General features: G+C 70.1%; 20 protein-coding genes. 11 read left to right on the top strand and 9 right to left on the bottom strand.

Going from position 1 to position 19,067, the window contains the following annotated elements:
* Positions 1 to 24: 24 nt before the first annotated feature.
* From ACY34I_RS29140 to ACY34I_RS29125, 4 genes are all read right to left on the bottom strand, one after another.
* Positions 25 to 573, bottom strand: a complete 549-nt coding sequence (locus ACY34I_RS29140) for a GNAT family N-acetyltransferase (RefSeq protein ID WP_462758244.1) — start codon at positions 571 to 573, stop codon at positions 25 to 27.
* Positions 574 to 912: 339 nt separating this feature from the next.
* Positions 913 to 1,470, bottom strand: coding sequence for a DinB family protein (locus ACY34I_RS29135; protein ID WP_462758242.1), 558 nt, complete (start codon positions 1,468 to 1,470; stop codon positions 913 to 915).
* A 140-nt stretch (positions 1,471 to 1,610) separates the two neighbouring features.
* Positions 1,611 to 2,045 carry a hypothetical protein gene (locus tag ACY34I_RS29130; RefSeq protein ID WP_462758241.1) on the bottom strand — a complete coding sequence of 145 codons (435 nt, stop codon included), beginning with the start codon at positions 2,043 to 2,045 and terminating at the stop codon, positions 1,611 to 1,613.
* Positions 2,046 to 2,138: 93 nt separating this feature from the next.
* Positions 2,139 to 3,236: an AI-2E family transporter gene (locus ACY34I_RS29125; RefSeq protein ID WP_462758239.1), complete on the bottom strand. Its 1,098-nt coding sequence runs from the start codon at positions 3,234 to 3,236 to the stop codon at positions 2,139 to 2,141.
* A 543-nt stretch (positions 3,237 to 3,779) separates the two neighbouring features.
* On the opposite strand from ACY34I_RS29125, the gene ACY34I_RS29120 reads away from it, so the two are divergent.
* The gene (locus ACY34I_RS29120) at positions 3,780 to 4,961 is read left to right on the top strand and encodes an endonuclease (protein ID WP_462758238.1); all 1,182 of its coding nucleotides are present in this window, start codon (positions 3,780 to 3,782) and stop codon (positions 4,959 to 4,961) included.
* A gap of 73 nt (positions 4,962 to 5,034) precedes the next feature.
* On the opposite strand, the gene ACY34I_RS29115 is transcribed toward ACY34I_RS29120, so the two are convergent.
* From ACY34I_RS29115 to ACY34I_RS29105, 3 genes are read right to left on the bottom strand one after another with little or no spacing between them, the layout of a single operon-like run.
* The gene (locus tag ACY34I_RS29115; protein ID WP_462758237.1) at positions 5,035 to 5,697 is read right to left on the bottom strand and encodes a response regulator transcription factor; all 663 of its coding nucleotides are present in this window, start codon (positions 5,695 to 5,697) and stop codon (positions 5,035 to 5,037) included.
* A complete protein-coding gene (locus tag ACY34I_RS29110; RefSeq protein ID WP_462758236.1) occupies positions 5,694 to 6,887 on the bottom strand; it encodes a sensor histidine kinase in 1,194 nt (397 codons plus the stop codon). Before ACY34I_RS29110 ends, ACY34I_RS29115 begins: the two co-directional genes overlap by 4 nt.
* Positions 6,888 to 6,896: 9 nt before the next feature.
* Entirely contained in the window at positions 6,897 to 7,802 is a 906-nt protein-coding gene (locus ACY34I_RS29105; protein ID WP_462758235.1) for a hypothetical protein, read from the bottom strand.
* A 351-nt stretch (positions 7,803 to 8,153) separates the two neighbouring features.
* Here ACY34I_RS29105 and ACY34I_RS29100 point away from each other — a divergent pair, with 351 nt between their 5' ends.
* Positions 8,154 to 8,627 (top strand): aldehyde dehydrogenase family protein, encoded by a 474-nt coding sequence (locus ACY34I_RS29100; protein ID WP_462758234.1) that lies wholly within the window; start codon positions 8,154 to 8,156, stop codon positions 8,625 to 8,627.
* Between the two features lie 154 nt (positions 8,628 to 8,781).
* On the top strand, positions 8,782 to 9,210 hold the full coding sequence (locus ACY34I_RS29095) for an ASCH domain-containing protein (RefSeq protein WP_148804568.1): 429 nt from the start codon (positions 8,782 to 8,784) through the stop codon (positions 9,208 to 9,210).
* A 139-nt stretch (positions 9,211 to 9,349) separates the two neighbouring features.
* Here the strand turns inward: ACY34I_RS29095 and ACY34I_RS29090 are convergent, their stop codons facing one another.
* Together ACY34I_RS29090 and ACY34I_RS29085 are read right to left on the bottom strand one after the other, a co-directional pair.
* Positions 9,350 to 10,417, bottom strand: a complete 1,068-nt coding sequence (locus tag ACY34I_RS29090) for a sensor histidine kinase (protein ID WP_187413964.1) — start codon at positions 10,415 to 10,417, stop codon at positions 9,350 to 9,352.
* Complete coding sequence (locus ACY34I_RS29085; RefSeq protein ID WP_148804566.1) at positions 10,404 to 11,063, bottom strand: response regulator transcription factor; 660 nt, start codon at positions 11,061 to 11,063, stop codon at positions 10,404 to 10,406. Before ACY34I_RS29085 ends, ACY34I_RS29090 begins: the two co-directional genes overlap by 14 nt.
* An 88-nt stretch (positions 11,064 to 11,151) precedes the next feature.
* Here ACY34I_RS29085 and ACY34I_RS29080 point away from each other — a divergent pair, with 88 nt between their 5' ends.
* The 8 genes from ACY34I_RS29080 to ACY34I_RS29045 all read left to right on the top strand — a co-directional run bounded on the left by ACY34I_RS29080 (position 11,152) and on the right by ACY34I_RS29045 (position 19,046).
* Positions 11,152 to 11,874 carry an ABC transporter ATP-binding protein gene (locus ACY34I_RS29080; protein WP_462758233.1) on the top strand — a complete coding sequence of 241 codons (723 nt, stop codon included), beginning with the start codon at positions 11,152 to 11,154 and terminating at the stop codon, positions 11,872 to 11,874.
* A 40-nt stretch (positions 11,875 to 11,914) separates the two neighbouring features.
* Positions 11,915 to 12,958 carry an ABC transporter permease gene (locus ACY34I_RS29075; protein ID WP_462758232.1) on the top strand — a complete coding sequence of 348 codons (1,044 nt, stop codon included), beginning with the start codon at positions 11,915 to 11,917 and terminating at the stop codon, positions 12,956 to 12,958.
* 255 nt (positions 12,959 to 13,213) lie between these two features.
* Positions 13,214 to 13,867 carry a VanZ family protein gene (locus ACY34I_RS29070; protein WP_462758231.1) on the top strand — a complete coding sequence of 218 codons (654 nt, stop codon included), beginning with the start codon at positions 13,214 to 13,216 and terminating at the stop codon, positions 13,865 to 13,867.
* A gap of 58 nt (positions 13,868 to 13,925) precedes the next feature.
* Positions 13,926 to 14,642: a response regulator transcription factor gene (locus ACY34I_RS29065; protein ID WP_462758230.1), complete on the top strand. Its 717-nt coding sequence runs from the start codon at positions 13,926 to 13,928 to the stop codon at positions 14,640 to 14,642.
* Positions 14,635 to 15,714 carry a sensor histidine kinase gene (locus ACY34I_RS29060; protein ID WP_462758229.1) on the top strand — a complete coding sequence of 360 codons (1,080 nt, stop codon included), beginning with the start codon at positions 14,635 to 14,637 and terminating at the stop codon, positions 15,712 to 15,714. The genes ACY34I_RS29065 and ACY34I_RS29060 overlap by 8 nt, the downstream gene beginning before the upstream one ends.
* A gap of 234 nt (positions 15,715 to 15,948) precedes the next feature.
* Positions 15,949 to 16,488: a PadR family transcriptional regulator gene (locus tag ACY34I_RS29055; protein ID WP_148804214.1), complete on the top strand. Its 540-nt coding sequence runs from the start codon at positions 15,949 to 15,951 to the stop codon at positions 16,486 to 16,488.
* A gap of 43 nt (positions 16,489 to 16,531) precedes the next feature.
* Positions 16,532 to 17,263 carry an ABC transporter ATP-binding protein gene (locus tag ACY34I_RS29050; protein WP_462758227.1) on the top strand — a complete coding sequence of 244 codons (732 nt, stop codon included), beginning with the start codon at positions 16,532 to 16,534 and terminating at the stop codon, positions 17,261 to 17,263.
* Position 17,264: 1 nt separating this feature from the next.
* Entirely contained in the window at positions 17,265 to 19,046 is a 1,782-nt protein-coding gene (locus ACY34I_RS29045; protein ID WP_462758226.1) for an ABC transporter permease, read from the top strand.
* The last annotated feature ends 21 nt before the right edge of the window (positions 19,047 to 19,067 follow it).

Genomic DNA, 19,067 nt, shown 5'->3' with positions numbered 1-19,067 from the left:
AGGAGATCCGCGGACACGCCCTGGCTAACCGCGCCACTGCTCGGCGAGCAGTCCGTAGATCAGAGTGTCAGCCCACTCGCCTTTCATCCAGTAGTCCTGGCGCAGGTGCGCTTCCTTGACCATGCCCACACGTTGGCACAGTCGCGCCGATGCCTCGTTGCGCGCATCGAGTCGAGCAATTACCCGGTGCATGCCGCAGTGCTCGAAAGCCACGCTGATGAGCGACCGAACTGCCTCCGTGGCAAACCCGCGGCCGGACATCGACGGGTGGAAAATCCAGCCCATCTCACCCCGAGACAGCGTCTCATCGGCCGGCCACAGAACAACATCGCCGACGACCTCGCCCTTATGCTCGACCACCAGCGCCAGAGCGGACTCGGTCCCGGTTACCCCCAACCGGTTGATGCGCTTGGCGACTTGCTCAGCCGCGTGCTCGCGCGACCACGGTTCCCATGGAACGTAGCGAGCAACCAGCGGGGAGCCGTAGTAGGCGAGCAAGGCATCCACGTCATCCACCCGGTACTGACGTAGAAGCAGTCGGTCGGTACGAATCGGCAATGCCAGCTCAAACATGTCCCCCCACTCACCTTCCCTGACCATGACGCGATCGCGGCCTTCCAAATGTCCGCTGCCTTGAGCATGCACTGTTCCCCGAAGACTTCACTCTGGCTAGCGGCTTACCGGCTGGCTGGATGGACGTGAGGACTTCCCCGAAGCCCCGACGCCCACCGGCTGCCCTAGGCGCTAACGGGTACGCGGTCCGCATCTGGTCCGCAAGAGGTCCACGGACAACCGGGGAGTCGTGAGAGATGTGCTTGCATCGCTCGGCGGGCTTGTTTGGCTCACGCGGGCGGAACCACGCCGACGGGACACGCGCAGCAGCCGGCCGAACGGTCACAACGATGGGCTCGCCTATACGGTGAAGTCCGCGGGCGCGCCCTCACCGACGAGACCATCCACTGCTTCACGGAGGATGTCGGCGTGGCCGGTGTGGCGGGCGTACTCCTCAACCATGTCCAACAGCATGGCGCGGACAGTGGGCGTGCGACCGTCCGGCCAGGTGAAGGATGCCGGTCCGTCCAGCCCGCGCTCCTTGATGACCTCAGCAACAAGCTTGCGCGATCGCTCGACGGCGTCTCGCCACACGGCGTAGACATCTTGCGGAGAGTCGAGCGCCCCGGTGCGCCACTCCCAGTCAGGATCGGCGTCGAAATCGATCGCCTCCCACGGGGCCCCGTAATCATGTCCGGCGAGCTTGACAGCCAGCCAGTCTGCCTCGACCAGGGCCATATGTTTAACGAGACCGCCGAGCGTCATTGCGCTGGCGGCCGTGGTCGCGCGCAGGCCCTTTTCGTCGAGCCCCGACGTCTTCCAGGCGAAGGTCCGCCGGTTGCGATCGAGGACAGCCAGCAGGGACTCGGCCTCGGTGGGCGCTGCCGACGGGGAAGGCGATGGAGCCGTCTCGCTCATGACCAGGCAGCATAGCCAGGCTGTGCGCCTATCGCTCACCGCCAGAAGCGGACAACTAGCACGCGCCGTTGACCATGGGTGCCACGGTCGGTCTTGAGTTCAGGACTCACGGTGCCGCGCGATTGGAGCCGCGACCTGTCTCACGTCGCCGCGCTCAGCCCCTGCCCACACTCCTTTTCGATCGCCTCGACCACGAGATCCGCGCGGGTGTGTCGACCAAGCCATCGGGCGAGGTTCGACTTCTGGACAGCCCAACCGTGGACCACCTGACCGTGCCTTGTCTGCACCCCTATGCCGTGATAGCCGGCGTCCACGCGCACGATCGTGTTGAGATCGATTCGGTACGTCCTGAACTTGTTCCGGATCACCAGCTCAGAGTTGGTCAACGTGATCGACGGACGCAATGCGTTCACGTAGACAAAAGCCGCCAAGCCGCCGAGCAGCACCCCAGAAACGACCTTCGAGGCCAGATCGAGCCCGCTGACGACGATGGCCGAGGCAACGATGCCGGCCAGAACCAGAACGAGGATGCCGAAAGCCCGCCCCACTAACGACACCCGCCACGTCTGCTGCACTGCGGCAGGATAAGGCCACTAGCCTGGCTGATCCAGACTTGGCCGGGTGCACCCGGCTGACGCTCGTGGTGACCTTTCACCACCATCAAGGGACTATGAGTCGGGTAGTGGGTCCCCGGCGCCGTCACCCGCGCCGGTCTTCTTCTCTGACGCGGCGCGGTACGCCCCGGTGGCGTGGTAAACGAACGCGCAGATGGGGACGGCGATCAACGCGCCCACCACTCCGGCCAGCACGCCGCCGACACCGATCGCGAGAAGCGTCACCACCGGGTGAAGGCGCACCGCGCGGCGCATGACGACTGGTTGGAGCAGGTGTCCCTCCGCCTGTAGCACGACAACCACGGCGATGGACACGAGAATCGCATCGCCGAGTCCGTTGGTGACGAGCGTGATTAGTGCGGCGAGGCCGCCGCCCACCGCAGCGCCGACGATCGGCACGAACGCGAAGAGGAACACGAGCAGTGTGAGGGACAGCGCGAGCGGTACCCGCAGCGCGAACAGAGAGATCCCGATCCCGATCGCGTCGGTGGCCGCGATTGCCACGATCCCGCGAGCGTACGAGGAAAGGCTACGCCAGCCGGCCCGCCCAGCGAGGTCGATCCGGTGGTTGTCGCCGAGCGGCAGTTGGCGCACCAGCCAACACCACATGCTGGGCCCATCGCGGAGAAGGAAGAACAGCAGGATGATCGACAGGACGATGGCGCCGAGCACCTCGACGGCGCTGGCGGCGCCGGTGAGCGGACTGGGCAACGCGCGCCGAAGCGTGGGAAGTAGTTCCGTCCGGAATCGGTCGATTTGCTGGTCGCTGATCCGCAGCGGCCCGTGGGCGAGAAACTGCCGCAGCCGGACGATGCCGGCCCCAATCTGCGTCCGCAGGCTCCCTTGTTGGGCCGCGATTCCCTGACCGGCGAAGAACAACGCACCAGCCACGGCCACGATGAGCCCGAGTACGGCGAGCGCCGCGGCCAGGGTTCGAGGCAACCACCGCCGTTTCAGGTACTCGGTGAGCGGGCCGATGAGTGCGGCCAGCAGCAGAGCGACGATCACCGCGATGGTGACCGGCGCGAGAATGGCCAGCAGCCGGACCGCCAGGTAGGCACCAGCGGCCAACAGCAGCAGGCAGCCGACGATCAGGGCGGCCCGCAGCAGCGGCGCCGGCGGAAGATTTCCCGGACGCGACGGTGGGCTCACCTGTGCGCGGTACCCGTCGCCATCGGGTAGTAAGCCTGTGGGACGGGTTGGCTGGCGGGCCATCCCAACCATCCGTGCTTCGCCCGCTCACCTGGATGTGAGCGCAAGTCTTCCGGCCGATTGCCGGGCAGCTGGTCGTCGGCGGACCCAGCTGGACAAAGCTGCACTCGACGTCCCAAAAGTGAGCCAGCTCCATTGGTGTGGCGGGCGGTGGTGGCACGGTTCATGGTCGCCCAGACGGGTATTGCACGAGGTCGTGCACCCGCCGAGTCGCCTGCAGCGTCGGGCAGACCGCTGTGCCCGTTCCAGAACATTGGCGGCAGAGGCGTTAGGCGGGTGTAGCGGGCTGGCACAGCAACTCGCCCGTGGTCGGATCCTGGCGCGGGTATCGGCGGCCCTCGTGCATCCACCCCCACAGCAAGTCCTTGAAGTCGGTGCTGGCTCTGCGAGACCTTACTGGCGGTAAGCGGAGGGCCGGGGAGGCCGCGAAGTTGTCCTGCTGATGTTCCGGAGTTGCCCCCGGCCCGGATAGCATCGTCATTCATGGATATGAAGAACGTCATCCGCTCGCGACCCGGGCGGCTGATCGCGGCGTTCGCCCTGGCCGTCATCGTCGTGACCCCCGTGGTGGTGACCGGGTCGGCATCGGCGGCGACCAGCCTGACGGTCGCGCAGGCACTGGCCGCCCAGGACGGCAGGACCGCCACCGTGACGGGCTACGTCATCGGCCAGCCGACCTCGTCAACCACGGTGCTCACGTCCAACTACACCGCCGACACGGCGATCGCGATCGCCGACGCGGCCACCGAGACCAGCACCAGCCGGATGCTGTACGTCCAGGTCACCGCCGCCTGGCGGAGCAGCTTCGGGCTGCTCACCAACCCGTCGCTGCGCGGGAAGCAGGTCACCGCGACGGGCACGCTCACCGCCTACTTCAGCCACGGTGGCCTGAAGAACCCGACCGCGATGAGCCTGGGCGGCGGCGCGAGCCCGTCGCCGACCGCCTCTCCCACCCCGACCTCGACCGGCGGCCCGTACGACTCGACCTACTACGCCAGCGCGATAGGCAAGACCGGGACGGCGCTGCGCAACTCGCTGCACGCCATCATCAAGGTGCAGACCAGGCTCTCGTACGACCAGGTGTGGGAGGCGCTCAAGGACACCGACCAGGACCCGGCCAATTCCGCCAACGTGATCCTGCTCTACACCGGGCGCTCGCAGAGCAAGAGCAGCAACGGGGGCGGCGTGGACGACTGGAACCGGGAGCACGTCTGGGCGAAGTCGCACGGTGACTTCGGAACCGCCGCCGGCCCCGGCACCGACGTGCACCACCTGCGTCCGACGGACGTGTCGGTCAACTCGCTGCGCGGCAACAAGGACTTCGACTCGGGCGGCAGCGCCGTCGCCGAGGCCCCCGGCTGCTACACCGACGCCGACTCGTTCGAACCACGGAACGCGGTGAAGGGCGACGTGGCCCGCATGATCCTGTACATGGCGATCCGGTACGAAGGCGACGACGGCTGGCCGAACCTGGAACCGAACGACTCGGTGAGCAACGGCACCGCACCCTACCTGGGGCGGATTTCGAAGCTGCTGGCCTGGAACGAGCTGGACCCGCCGGATGCCTTCGAGCAGCGGCGCAACCAGCGTATCTACGAGCGCTGGCAGGGCAACCGCAACCCGTTCATCGACCACCCTGAGTGGGTGAAGGCCATCTGGGGCTGACCGCCGATCGCCGGCGCGGGTCACGCGTCGGCGATCGGATCGCTCCATCGATCCTGAGGCGCCAGCGGCCGGGTCACGCGTCGGGGTGGACGAGTCGGTGCTCGTATGCCCAGATGACCAGGTGCACCCGGTCGCGTAGGCCGAGCTTGGCCAGGATTCGACTCACGTAAATCTTCACTGTCCCCGCACTCAGGAACAGTCGGGCCGCGATCTCGGCGTTCGAGGATCCTCGCGCGACGTGGAGCAACACTTCACGCTCCCGCGGGGTGAGGGCCGCCGCCGGGTCCGGCCCGCCCGGCGAGGCGGGTAGGTGCACGCTGACGCGGTCGAGCAACCGCCGGGTGGTCGAGGGCGCGATGACCGCGTCTCCGTTGTGGACTGCGCGGATGCCGGCGAGCATCTCGTCTGCCGGGGCATCCTTGAGCAGGAAACCGCTGGCGCCGGCGCGCAGCGCCGCGAAGGCGTACTCGTCCAGGTCGAACGTGGTGAGGACGATGACCTTGGGCCTCGGCCCGGGACCGGAGAGGAGTTGACGGGTTGCCGCCACGCCGTCGACGCGGGGCATCCGGACGTCCATCAGCACGATGTCGGCGGCGGTGACGGCGAGCGCCTGGAGCGCCTGCGCCCCGTCGGCTGCCTGGCCGACCACGGTCATGTCGTCCTGCGCGTCGATCATCATCGCTGCGCCGGCGCGTACCAGGTCCTGGTCGTCAACGAGGAACATCCGGATGGTCATGCGGCTGCCTCGCCCGCCGGCACCGCGTACGGAAGTCGGGCGGTCACCAGGAAGCCCCCGTCAGCCGGACCCGCCGAGAGTGAACCCCCTGCCGCGGCGATTCGTTCCCGCATCCCGATCAGGCCGTGGCCGGTCCCGGCCGGAGCGCCGTCCCGGTTGCCCCGGTCGCGGACCGTCACGGAGAGGCCGTCGACGGTCCAACTCACGGTAACCACCGCCCGGCCGTCCGGGCCGGCGTGTTTGACGGTGTTGGTGAGCGCCTCCTGCACGGTACGGAAGATCGCCAGTTCGGCGCCGGGGGTGACGGGCCGCGCGGCGCCGTGTTCGTGGTGGGTGACCGGCAGGCCCGCGGCCCGTACGCGGTCAAGAAGCTGCGGCAGATCCCGCAGCCCCGGCTGGGGCTCTCGGCTTTCGCTGTCCGGCTCGGCGGACCTCAGTACGCCGAGCAGCCCGCGCATGTCCGTCAGGGCGAGCCGGCCCGCGTTCTCGATGGTCGCCAGTATCTCCGCCGCCCGCTCAGGCTGACTGCGGACCAGGAACTGTCCACCCTTCGCCTGACTCAGGATGACGGAAAGTGAGTGCGCGACGACGTCGTGCATGTCCCGGGCGATCCGGTTCCGCTCCTCGATGACCGCCCGTCGGGCGCGCTCTTCCTGTTCGGCTGCGGCCTGCCGAGCCCGCTCCTCGAGCAACGCCAGGTAGGCCAGTTGGGTGCGGCGGTAAAGGCCGAGGAGCCACGCCGCGACCACGACCGCGACCAACAAGCCGCATACCAGGAACGGGTTCGGCCGGAGCCCGGCCGCCCTCACGCTGGGATCGTTGACGAGGCGCAGAGTGGCCAGAACCGCGGCGACGGCCGCCACGGCCAGGCCCGCCGCGGCAAAGCGTCGACTCGCGTAAACCGCCACGGAGTAGATGGCGAACGGGAAGACCAGCACCGAGGGCATGATCAGGAACAGTCCGCTGACGGCGGCCTGCACCGCCAACGCGACACACACCACAGCGAATGCGGCCCGCGGCGCCGCCCGCCGGGCCAGCAGCGCCGCGTGCGCGCCAAGCACTCCCAACCCGAGCGGTACGGCCGGGCCGACCGGCAGCGACACAAACGCCATGAGCAGCGACGAGGCCGCAATCGGGAGGCCGACCAGCACCGACAGCAGCGGAGCCCCTCGCCCCGTCCAGCGCGCCATGCCCCCAGCCTAAGCAGCCGTCGACAGAGGGGCGGACGGCGCGGGTGCCCGCTGGGCGCGCCGCTGGTATCCGAGCGTGGCGGCGCCGAAAGCGAGACCGAGCAGCAGCCAGGTTCCGTACACGAAGGCCACGATCCACCCGCCGCCGGTGAGCCGTACCGGGCCGTTGACCACGCCCGTCGCCTGCGCCAGGGTGCCGAGCCCGGCCAGTGCCCCCATGCTGAGCAGCACACCGGTCGCGGTCCAGCCGGCGGCAAGCAGCATCCAGCGGGGCAGGAACCGACCCCACGGCCGCACCAGCGCGAGGGCGATCCCGCCGGCCACCCCGAAGACGACCAGCTCCATGACGGGGAAGCCCTCGAGAGAGGCCGGGCCGACCGCCCGCCGCGCCAGCTCGCCACCCATCGCCCAGTAGACCTTCAGGGCAGGGTACGGCAGGACCAGTACGGCGGCCGCATAGCCGGGCCAGGCCTTCGGGGCGCGGTCTGCACCGGTGGCCCTGGCGTGGCGGAGGGTGGCTGCGGCCAGCAGCGCCCCGGCCGCGAGCGCCGCGGCGCGGGCCATGAACCCTGGCCAGTCGACGACCGGTGGCAGCCCTGGCACACCGAGTACCGCCAGCGCCCGCAGCGCGTCGAAGACAACGCCGCCGGCCGACCAGATCAGCAGGACGAGCGCCGACCACGCGGTGGCCAGCACCGCCAGGCGTGGTATCCGGACCGAACCGGGCCGCCGCCGCATGGCCAGCGCGGCACCGACGCCGAACAGGGCGCCGACCGCGGGAACCCACCAGGGGGCGAATCCCTTCGTGTAGCCGTCCGCTGCGGGCAGGGCGGCCCGAGTGAGTGCGATCGCCAGGGCGGCGACGCAGGCGAGGCCAGCAGCGCCAGGCAGGCGGGGGCGGGCGTACGTGGGCATGGCAGCTCCGTCGGGTCGTCGAAACGGTCGGCTCCGACGATCGCCCACCAGCGGTCGAGTCGACATCTGCCGCGGGGCCAGGACATGTATGTCGCTGGTGATACGGCAGGTCCCCGCTCGTCCACGCCCCGCCCGGCTCAGGTCCCCGCAGTCAGAGCAGGTGGCCCGACGGCCGTGACGATCAGGCCCCAGGCCGGTTAGCCGTCAAGACTGGCGTTGATCGCCTGCAGGGCCTGGTTTCGTGCGGCGATGACGTGTGCGTAGGCGGTCTGGCCGGCGTGCTCCGGGACCATGTGGTCGGAGATTTGTTCGTGGAGTCGGTTGGCCCAGTTGTTGTTCGCGATTCTGGCTATGGCGTCGTGGAGGATGGCCCGCGGCGACCTCCGCGACACCATTCAACGACAGGTCGACGAATCCCTCGCCGCCGGCGCCACCCTGCTCACCGGAGGACGACCGCTTCCCGGCAGCGGATACTTCTTCCAGCCCACCATCCTCGGGAACGCCGCGCCCGGCATGGCCGCCTTCGACGAGGAAACCTTCGGCCCGGTCGCCGCCGTCGCGATCGCCACCGACGAGGCCGACGCCGTCCGGCTGGCCAACGCCACGCCCTACGGGCTGGGCCTGAGCGTGTGGACCGCCGACCCGCAACACGGCACCGCCTTCGCCCGACAGGTCACCACCGGTGCGGCCTTCATCAACGCCGTTGTCGCCTCCGACGCGCGGCTACCCTTCGGCGGAACCAAACGCAGCGGATACGGACGGGAACTCGCCGCCGTCGGCCTACGCGAGTTCGTCAACACCCGCACCTACTGGGCGGCGAGATGACCCGCCAGGTGTTCCCGCAGGCGATGTGTGAACGTGATCCGGCGGATCCGCAGCCGTTCGGCGGCCGCATGCCTTCGGCCCACGCGTTCCGCGAGCATGCGCCCCTCATAAATTGGGTGGCGTGGGCGCAGGGAGGCGAGCAGGCTTCAGGCCCATGACGAGCAGCGACGCCGCCGATCTGCCCATGTTCGAGTTCGCCTTCCCTGGTCCGCTGCGCGACAAGCTGGTCGCTGCCGTGCTCGACGGGACCAAGATCGCCACTACCGGGCTGCTGCAGGACTACGAAATCGATGACGAACCACTACCGGTCGTGGGTGCCCGAGCCGCCGTGGTCGACTCTGCCGGTCGCCGGGTCGCGGTGATCGAAGTGACCGAGGTGCGGGTCGCTCGACTCGGTGACGTCAACCTCGAACACGCCCGGGACGAGGGCGAGGGGGACGACTCGGTTGCCGCCTGGCGAGCCGGGCACGAGGAGTACTGGCACGGAGCGGACTACCGTGGCTGGCTCGGCAACCCGGACTTCACCGTGGACGATGACACGCAAGTCGTGCTGGAACGGTTCCGCCTCGTCACGGCGCTCTGACACCACGCGATCATCCCGCGCTGATGCGACCGCCGTTCCCGGGCGCCGGTCCATCCCAAGATCAGACTGGGCAAACGCACTGGTCGCGAGCACGAGGCTCGTGCCGGGGGCGTTCCGCACATCGGCTGGACGAGCGCTGTCAGGCGGCGGCGAAGCCTACCGTGATGGTAAGACCGCCCTCCGGGTTCGGCACCACCCGCAGGTCCGCCCCGTGGCTGTCCACAATCGCACGCACGATCGCCAACCCCAGCCCTCTACTCCCGGTGTGCATCCGCGGCGCGGCGAGGCGCTGGAACGGCTGCAGGATCCGGTCGATCGCGTCCTCCGGCACAACGGGTCCCGTGTTGCTGATCGCGAGTACCGCCCGCGTCCCATCACAGCGCGTCTCGACATCGACCCGCCCGCCGTCGAGGTTGTAGTGGATCGCGTTGTCCAGCAGGTTGCCGATCAGGCTGGCTAGCAGCGTCGGATCGGAGCGTGCCACGACGGCCCGCTGAATGTCGGCGCGAATGGTGGGGCCCGCGGCCGCGGACCCGCGTACCGTCACCGCCTCGGCGGCGAGTGTGGCCAGGTCGACCGGTTGGGCGGCCCCCGAGCCCTGCTGGCCCTGCGCAAGCGCCAGCAGGGCAGTGACCAGCCGCTCCTGTTGGTTCCCGATGCGCAGCAGTTCCTCGCACAGGGCGCGGAACGACGTCGCGTCGGCGTCCGGATCGGCGAGCGTGACCTGGATCAGCGTCCGGTGAACGGTCAGCGGGGTCCGCAGTTCGTGCGAGGCGTCGGCGACGAAGCGGCGTTGTGCGGCGTATGCGGCGTCGAGCCGGGTGTAGAGCCCGGCCAGCGTGGCGGACAGGTCGGCGAACTCCTCGTACCGGCCAAGTTCGCCGTGTTCGGGTAACCGGTCCGCGGTGGCGCCCTCGGCTGCGGAAGTGAGCTCCCGGAGCGGTCGCACCGCCCGCCCGGCGAGCGCCCACCCGATCGGAGCTGCCACGAGCGCTACCACGAGCAACCCCACGGCGACAGCCACCAGCACCGGGCCGGTGTTGCTCACCGTGCCTCCGCCAGCTGCGGCACCGACCGCTTGGGTGGACCGGCCGGTCCACGTGCCGAGGCCGACGACGGCCACTGGTACGGCGCCCAGGACGACCGCCGTCGTGGCGTACAGCAGCGCGAGCCGGGTACGCAGGCGCGGCCGTTCAGTCGCCGGCACGGTACCCGCCCTCGCGGACCGTCGTGATGATCGGCGGCTCACCGAGCTTGGCCCGGAGCCGGCCGAGCGTGGTCTTGACCGTGGTGGTGAACGGGTTGGCGGCCTCGTCCCAGACGTGGTCGAGCAGCTCCTCGGCGGACACCACCTGGCCGGGGCGAGCCAGCAGGTGCGCCAGCACCGCGAACTCCTTTGGGCTGAGGGCCACCGGCCGACCCGCACGGGTGACGGTCCGGCGGGCCGGGTCCAGTTCCACGTCGGCGAAGCGCAGCACCGGTGGCACGGGCGGGCCGGATCGGCGGCCGAGCGCCCGGACCCGGGCGACCAGTTCAGGGAAGTCGAACGGCTTGGTCAGGTAGTCGTCGGCACCGAGATCGAGACCGTGTACCCGCTCGGCGAGCGTGGCCGCGGCGGTGAGCATGAGGACTCTGGCGGGCAGGCCGCGTTCGCCGACGCGCCGGCACACGTCGTCGCCGGGGACGGTCGGCAGGTCGCGGTCGAGCACCACCACGTCGTACGGCGCGAGGTCCAGGCGTTCCAGTGCCTGGCCTCCGTCGGTGACGACGTCCACGGCCATTCCTTCGCGACGCAGCCCGGCGCCGATCGTCCGGGCGAGCAGCTCGTGATCCTCGACGACTAGCACCCGCATGGGTCGAGCATGCCAGCCGACTGGTGACAGTACGGTGACGGCCGCTTGTGACCGGGCTGTCACCGGTGCCGGCGTAGAAATTGGCGGCATGATCCTGGAGACCGAACAGCTTGCCAAGAGGTACCGGCGACGGTGGGCGTTACGCGACTGCACGCTGGCCGTGCCTGAGGGCGCGATCGTCGGCCTGGTCGGACCGAACGGCGCCGGCAAAACGACCCTGCTGCAGTTGATCGTGGGCCTGCTATCGCCGACGGCGGGTGCCGTCCGGGTGCTCGGTGGCACCCCTGACGCGGCGATGCGGTCCGGTCGGGTCGGGTTCGTCGCGCAGGACGCCCCGACGTACGCCGGCCTGACCGTCGCCGACCACCTGAGTCTGGGTGCGGGGCTCAACTCAAATCGCTGGGACGCAGCCGCGGCGAAGGAGCGGGTGGAACGGTTGGGACTGCCGCCCCGGCAGAAAGCCGGCCGTCTCTCCGGCGGTCAGCGCGGCCAGCTGGCGCTCACGCTCGCCCTGTCGAAAAGCCCCGACCTGTTGGTCCTCGATGAACCGGTGGCCAGCCTTGATCCGCTCGCGCGCCGCGCGTTCCTGGACGAGACGGTGGCGGCCGCGACGGCCACCGGCACCGCGGTGGTGCTCTCCACGCACCTGGTCGCCGATCTGGCCCACACCTGTACCCACGTGGTGGTCGTTGCCGGGGGTCGGATCCGGCTCGCCGCCGCGATCGCGGGACTGTGCGCCACCCCCGCTGAGCTGGAGCGCGTGGTCCTTGACGAGCTCGGCCGGGCGACCGACGAAGGGTCCTCCCAATGAATCGGTTGCTCACCATCGCCACGATGACCTGGGAGGTCGCATGATCTGGCTCGCGCTCCGCCAGTTCCGGACCTCGGCCTGGACTGCCGTGGTCGGACTCGTCGCGGTCGCCTCAGTGGTCGTGGCGACCCGGCCGCATCTCGCCGACGCCGCCGCAGCCGCGCAGCACGCCTGCGGATCGGACGCCCACTGCCCCGCCCTCACCGCGTTCGCACTCGACAACACGGCCGCGCGAACCGTCTTCGGTCTCGTCGTGACCGTGGCACCCGCGCTGATCGGCGCGTTCTGGGGTGCGCCGATGATCGCCGGGGAGTTCGAAGCCGGGACCCATCGACTGGTCTGGGCGCAGAGCATCAGCCGGAGCCGCTGGCTGGCGGTGAAGCTGGTGGTCGCCGGCACCGCGACCGTTGTGGCGACCGCACTGCTCAGCGCACTCGTCACGTGGTGGGCCGCACCGCTGGACCACGCGGCGGCGGCCGTCTACGGCACATTCGACCAGCGCGACATCGTGCCGATCGGGTACGCGCTGTTCGCTTTCGCGTTCGGCGTGACCGCGGGTCTGGCCACTCGCCGGACGCTGCCGGCCATGGCTCTTACCCTGGCCGGTCTGCTGACAGTCCGGATCCTGGTGACCGAGTGGATCCGGCCGCTCGTGTTCGCCCCGCGCGTGGTGTCCATGCCGCTCGACCCCGACACGACCGGGTACGGCTCGGGCGGGAACATCCTGTTTGGCGTCGGACCGAGCACGTTGCAACCGACCACGCCGGACATCCCGAACGCCTGGATCCAGTCCGTCCGCATCGTCGACGCCGCCGGAGAGCCGCTCACCGATCAGGTGCTGCGAGCGACCTGCCCGACGCTCGGCCAGGGGCCGGGAGGTCCGGCGGGCCCGGCTCCGGAAGCCGTCCGGCAGCGGATGCACGACTGCGTAGCGCGGATCGGCGAGGACTACCACCAGGTCGTCACCTATCAACCCGGCGACCGCTACTGGATGTTCCAGTGGTGGGAGTTGGCACTGTTCGGGTTCGTCACGGCGCTTCTCTGCGGGTACGCGTACTACCGCCTCCGTCGTTTCCGGGGCTGATCGACGGACCGATGCCGGGCCGGGCCAATGCCCGACCCGGCACGCCCCTTGGCCAAAGCGAAGATCAAAAACGAGGCTGGCCAGCCGGCTGCGGGCCCCGGTCGCGGCAGAGGTGCCAGGCGACGATGCCGGGGATCTCGTGTATCGCGGACGTATCCAAAATTGCATACGCCACCGCAACGGCCCTCCGTTTCCAATGGGAGCATGAACCACAGCGCGTCTCCGTCAGCACCGCCCCGCCGCACGCGCAGGATCGTGCTGGTCAGCCTGGCGATCGTCGGCCTGGCGAGCGCGGCGTTCGTCGTGCGGCGGCCGCTGATGATGTCCGCTCCGAGGTGCCTTGCCGGGCGGTGGCACGGCTGCTTCGATACGTTCAACGGGGTACTGCTCATGATGCTGGTCGCCCTGCCGTTGGCCGCTCTGGTGGTGTGGGCCCTGGCGCGCTGCCGGCCTGCTGCCGGCGTCACATCGGCGTGGCGGATGTCGCTGGCCGAGGTGGGCATGGTCTACGGGACGGTGCCGTTCGTATGGATGACCATGATGCCGGGCCCGGGGGCCGGCATCGTCCCCGGCCGGGTGAGTCTGGTCCCGCTGCGGGACCTGCTCACGATGGGGCCGGTCGGGATCGTCGGCAACCTGCTGATCTTCGCGGCGCTGGGGTTCTTCGCTCCGATGCGTTTCGCGGCGCTGGCGTCCGTGCCGCGGATCCTGGCACTCGGGGCAGGCTGCTCGGTCCTGGTCGAAACCGCACAGTACGTCCTGCGGCTGGACCGGGTTTCCTCCGTGGATGACGTTCTGGTCAACGCCGCCGGCGCCGTGCTGGCCGCGCTGGCGTCGCGCCGCTGGTGGCGCACTACGGCGGAGAGGCCGTCGGACCAGCCTCGCCCCGCGCTGGCACCGGCAGACTGAGTCGCGTGCCCGGTGTGCACACGCCGGCACTATTTTATGCTGATTATAGGCTTCAGGTATGCGCGTGCTGATCGTGGAGGACGAGCCCTACCTGGCCGAAGCCGTCCGTGACGGTCTGCGGCTGGAAGCGATCGCCGCCGACATCGCCGGCGACGGCGACGCCGCCCTGGAACTGCTCACCGTCAACTCCTACGACCTCGCGGTCCTCGACCGTGACATTCCCGGCCCCTCCGGCGACGAGGTCGCCCGGCGCATCGTCGCGTCCGGCAGCGGCATCCCGATCCTCATGCTCACCGCTGCCGACCGGATCGACGACAAGGCTTCCGGGTTCGAACTCGGCGCCGACGACTACCTCACCAAACCGTTCGAGCTGAGGGAGCTCGTCCTGCGGCTGAGGGCGCTCGACCGCAGACGCGCGTACGCCCGGCCCCCGGTCCGCGAGATCGCGGGCCTGCGGCTCGACCCCTTCCGCCGGGAGGTCTTCCGCGACGGACGCTACGTCGCGCTCACCCGCAAACAGTTCGCCGTGCTGGAAGTCCTCGTCGCCGCCGAGGGCGGGATCGTCAGCGCCGAAGACCTGCTGGAACGGGCCTGGGACGAGAACGCCGACCCCCTCACCAACGCCGTGCGAATCACCGTCTCCGCACTGCGCAAACGGCTCGGCGAACCATGGATCATCGCCACCGTGCCCGGCGTCGGCTACCGGATCGACACCAGTATGGGCGCCGCCACCCCCGGCAGGAACACCACCGCCCCCGGCAGTACGCATGCCTAGACGCCCAGGGCTCAGCGCCCGACTGAAACTCACCCTCAGCTACGCCGGGTTCCTCGCCGTCGCCGGCGCTCTCCTGCTGGCCGTGGTGTGGGGGTTCCTGCTGCGCTACGTACCCGACAACTCCCAGGGCCTTCTCGGGATCTCGCCCAACCGCTACCTCCTTGTGCACACCTTCGCCCCCGCCGCGGCCGTGGCGATGCTCTTCCTGCTCGTGTTCGGCCTCCTGGGGGGATGGATCCTCGCCGGCCGGATGCTCGCACCACTCACACAGATCACGGATGCGGCACGGATGGCAGGGAGGGGGTCGCTGTCCCATCGGATCCGCATGAAGGGCAGCCAGGACGAATTCCGTGAACTCTCCGACGCGTTCGACTCGATGCTCGAACAACTCGAGTCCCACGTCGCCGAGCAACAGAGGTTCGCCGCGAACGCCTCCCACGAACTGCGCACCCCGCTGGCGATCTCCCGGACACTGCTCGACGTCGCCCGCAAAGACCCCACGCGGGACCGAGGCGAACTCATCGAACGCCTGCACGCCGTCAACACGCGGGCGATCGACCTCACCGAGGCCCTCCTGCTGCTCAGCCGCGGCGACCGCGGAAACTTCACCCGCGAGAGCGTCGACCTCTCCCTCATCGCCGAAGACGCCGCCGAAACGCTGCTTCCCCTCGCCGAACAGCGCCGGACCACGCTCGACGTCACCGGCGGGGCGGCCCCGACCAGCGGCTCCGCCGAACTCCTGTCGCGGATGGTGTCGAACCTCATCCAGAACGCCATCGTCCACAACCTCCCGGCCGGCGGCACCGTGACGGTCCACACCGAGGCACACGGCGACACGAGCGTGCTGCGGGTCGAGAACACGGGTCGCCGGCTCCCACCGGAACTGGTACCGACCCTCACCGAACCCTTCCAGCGCGGAACGGAACGCGTACGCACCGAGGAACACCCCGGCGTCGGCCTCGGCCTGGCCATCGTGCACAGCATCGTCCGCGCCCACGACGGGGCCCTCGACCTCGTGCCCAGCCCCAACGGCGGTCTTCTCGTCACGGTTCGACTGCCCGGCACGCCCTAGGCATCGCCCCTGAGCGGGGCCCGTGCGGGCTGGCACCGTTCCTGGCGGTCAGGTCGAGCGCCACGCCCATTGACTCTCATGATCATGGCGGATCCGCCAGTGCGGCCCGGCAAGATCATGAGAATCCGCCATCAGGATTGAGAACCTACAAGGGTCTGTTGCGGCACGCCCCTCCCGATTTGACAGCGTCATGGATAGCGGTTATCTATTGTCGATCTACGGAGGGTGTGCTGGGTGCAGGACGTGGTGCTGGCCATGCTGGCGAAGGAACCGGCGTACGGCTACGAGCTGCGTAGCCGGATGCGTGGCGCGCTCGGCCCGCTCGGCGAGGCGATGAACGCCGGGCAGATCTACGTGACGCTGTCCCGGCTGGCCAAGGCGGGGCTGGTGACCTCGCAGCGGGCCGAGGGACTGCCGGACCGGCCGGACCGGCGGGTGTACGCGTTGACTTCGGCGGGGCAGCAGCGGGTCGCCGCGTGGCTGGCCGAGGTGACTTGGCCGAAGCCGGACCTCAGCGAGTTCCATCTCAAGCTGGTGGCGGCCGCTGCCGCCCGGCTGGCCGATCCGGTGGCCCTGATCGATGCGCAGCGGCGCGAGCTGCTACGCCGGCTGCGGGATACCCAGCGGGCTGCGATGGAGCGGTCGGTGGATCCGGTCGTCGGGTTGTTGTTGGAAGGGGTCGTGCTGCGGCTACGGGCCGACCTGGACTGGCTGGAAGCGTGCGAACGGATGTGGACCGAACGCGACCGGACTGAACGGAAGGGGAGCCGATGACCGAGCGGAGCGAGGGCCGCGAGGACATGCCCGGTGGTGCCGCATGACCGGGTCGGCGCTGCTCAGGGCGCGCGGGGTGACCAGGTGGTACGGCCGAGAAAGCGCACTGGTCCGCGCGGTCGACGAGGTCGACCTGGACGTGCCCGCCGGGCAGACGCTGGCGATCATGGGTCCCAGCGGCTGCGGCAAGTCCACCCTGCTGCACCTGCTCGGCGGGCTGCAACGCCCGACCGACGGCGAGATCTGGCTGGCCGAGCACCGGATCGACGGGATGAGCGAACGCGACCTGGCCCGGCTGCGGCGCCACCACATCGGCTTCGTCTTCCAGTCCTTTCACCTCATGGACGAGCTGACCGCGGTGGAGAACGTCGAGCTGGCCGCGTTGCTGGCCGGGTGGTCTCCCCGCCGGGCCCGCAAGCGGGCCATGCACCTGCTGGACCGGGTCGGGCTCGCCGACCGCGCCAAGCACCTGCCGTCGGCGCTGTCCGGCGGCCAGCGTCAGCGGGTCGCCATCGCCCGCGCGTTGAGCAACGAGCCGCTGGTCGTGTTGGCCGACGAGCCCACCGGGAACCTGGACAGCGCCGCCACCCTGGAGGTGCTGCGGTTGTTCGAGGAGCTGCGTACAGCGGGGCAGACGCTGGTGGTGGTCACCCACGACGCGCGCATCGCCGCGGTCGCCGACCGGGTGATCTCCATGCGGGACGGGTCGTTCGCCGACGACAGCCAACTCGCCGAAACCGCCGGCACGGGCACGGTCTATGGCGGGTGGCGCTGAGGTGGCCGGACGTCTGTTGCTGGTGTGCCGGCTGATGGTGCGGGACCTGCGCCGGCGGCGCACCGAGACCGTACTGCTGCTGCTCGCGATCAGCGCCGCGACCGCGACGCTGACTCTCGGCCTCGCCCTGAACAATGCTCTCGCCCAACCGTACGAGCGGACCCGGGCCGCCACCGCGGGCCCCGACGTGGTGGCGATGCCGGGAGCGACGGGCCCGGAGGCCCTGGCCGCCCTCGCGCCGCTGGCCACCGCGCCCGGTGTCACCGCACACAGCGGACCGTACCCGATCGCCTATCTGATGCTGACCGCACGCGGCAAGACCGTGCCCGCGGTCGTCGCGGGCCGGGACAACTCCCCGGCGGCGCTCGACCGGCCCGCGGTGACCGCCGGCACCTGGGTACGCCCCGGCGGGGTGGTCATCGAGCCCACCTTCGCCAACGCCCTCGGCGTGCACATCGGCGACACCGTCGACATCAACGGCCACCCGCTGCGGGTGGTCGGGACCGCGGTCACCGCCGCCAGGGCCGTCTACCCGCGCGCCGACTGGCGCGCTGATGAGGGCAGCCCTCTGACCGAGTTCGCCGGCCTGGTATGGGTCGACCGTAGCCAGATCAGTGCGCTGGCCGGCACGCGGCCGCTGTCGTACACGCTGAACTTGAAATACGCCGACCCGCACGCCAGCACCTCGTTTACCCACAAGAGCGTGGGCGGGATCGAATACACCAGTTGGATGGAGATCGCCGACGCGGACGGCAAGCTCGTCAAACAGGCGCGTCTGGCGCTACTGGTCGGCAGCTGGTTGCTCACCGTCCTCGCGGTGGCCAGCGTCGCCAACATCGTCGCCGGCCGCGTCGTCGACCAACGCCGCCGGGTCGGACTTCTCAAGGCCGTCGGCGCCGGACCGGCCATGATCGCGGCCGTCCACCTCGCCGAATACCTCGTCATCGGGCTCGCTGCCGCCGGCACCGGCCTGGCCGCCGCCGGCTGGCTCGCCGCACCCGCACTCACCAACCCCGGCGCCGGGCTCCTCGGCTCCACCGGCACCCATCCACCCGCGCTGCGCACCGTGCTCGCCGCCACCGCCCTCGCCCTCGCGATCGCCGCCGTGGCGACGCTGGCACCCGTGCTACGCGCCGCCACCACCGACACCGTCCACGCGCTGGCCGACGCCGCCACGCCACCGCGCCGCCGCCGGTGGCGCGTCTGGCTGTCCCGCCGAATGCCCGCCGCCCTGCTGATCGGGGTACGCATCAACGCCCGCCGCCCCCGCCGCGCCCGCCTCGTCATGGTGAACACCCTGATCACCACGACCGGGGTCGCCGCCCTGCTCATGGGCCTGGCGCAGGACCCGCGGGTCAAGCTCGGCGAATCGGAGCTGACCAACCCCCAGAGCGCGCGGACCCTCCAGGCCATGTTCCTCGTCATCGTCGTGCTGTGCGTCCTCGCGCTCATCAACGCCATCGTGAGCACCTGGACCGCGGTCCTCGACGCCCGCCACCCGCTGGCCGTCGCCCGCACGCTCGGCGCCACACCCGGACAAATAACCGCGGGCATGGCGGTGGCGCAGCTTCTTCCCGCGATACCCGGCGTCGCCCTCGGGGTCCCGGCCGGCATCGGGCTGTATCTGGTCGCCAGTACGGGCGACCCGCAGTATGCACCCGCCTCCTGGATGCTGGCCCTGGTGCTTACGGTCCTGCTCACCGTCGCCGCACTCAGCGCCATCCCCGCCCTGGCCGCCACCCGCCGCCCGGTCGCCGACGCCCTCCAATCCACACCAACCTGACCGGCCGCCAATGGCCTACAG

The sequence above is a fragment of the Micromonospora sp. RTBAU3-60 genome (assembly GCF_054963695.1).
This window is presented reverse-complemented; position numbering and strand designations above follow the sequence as displayed.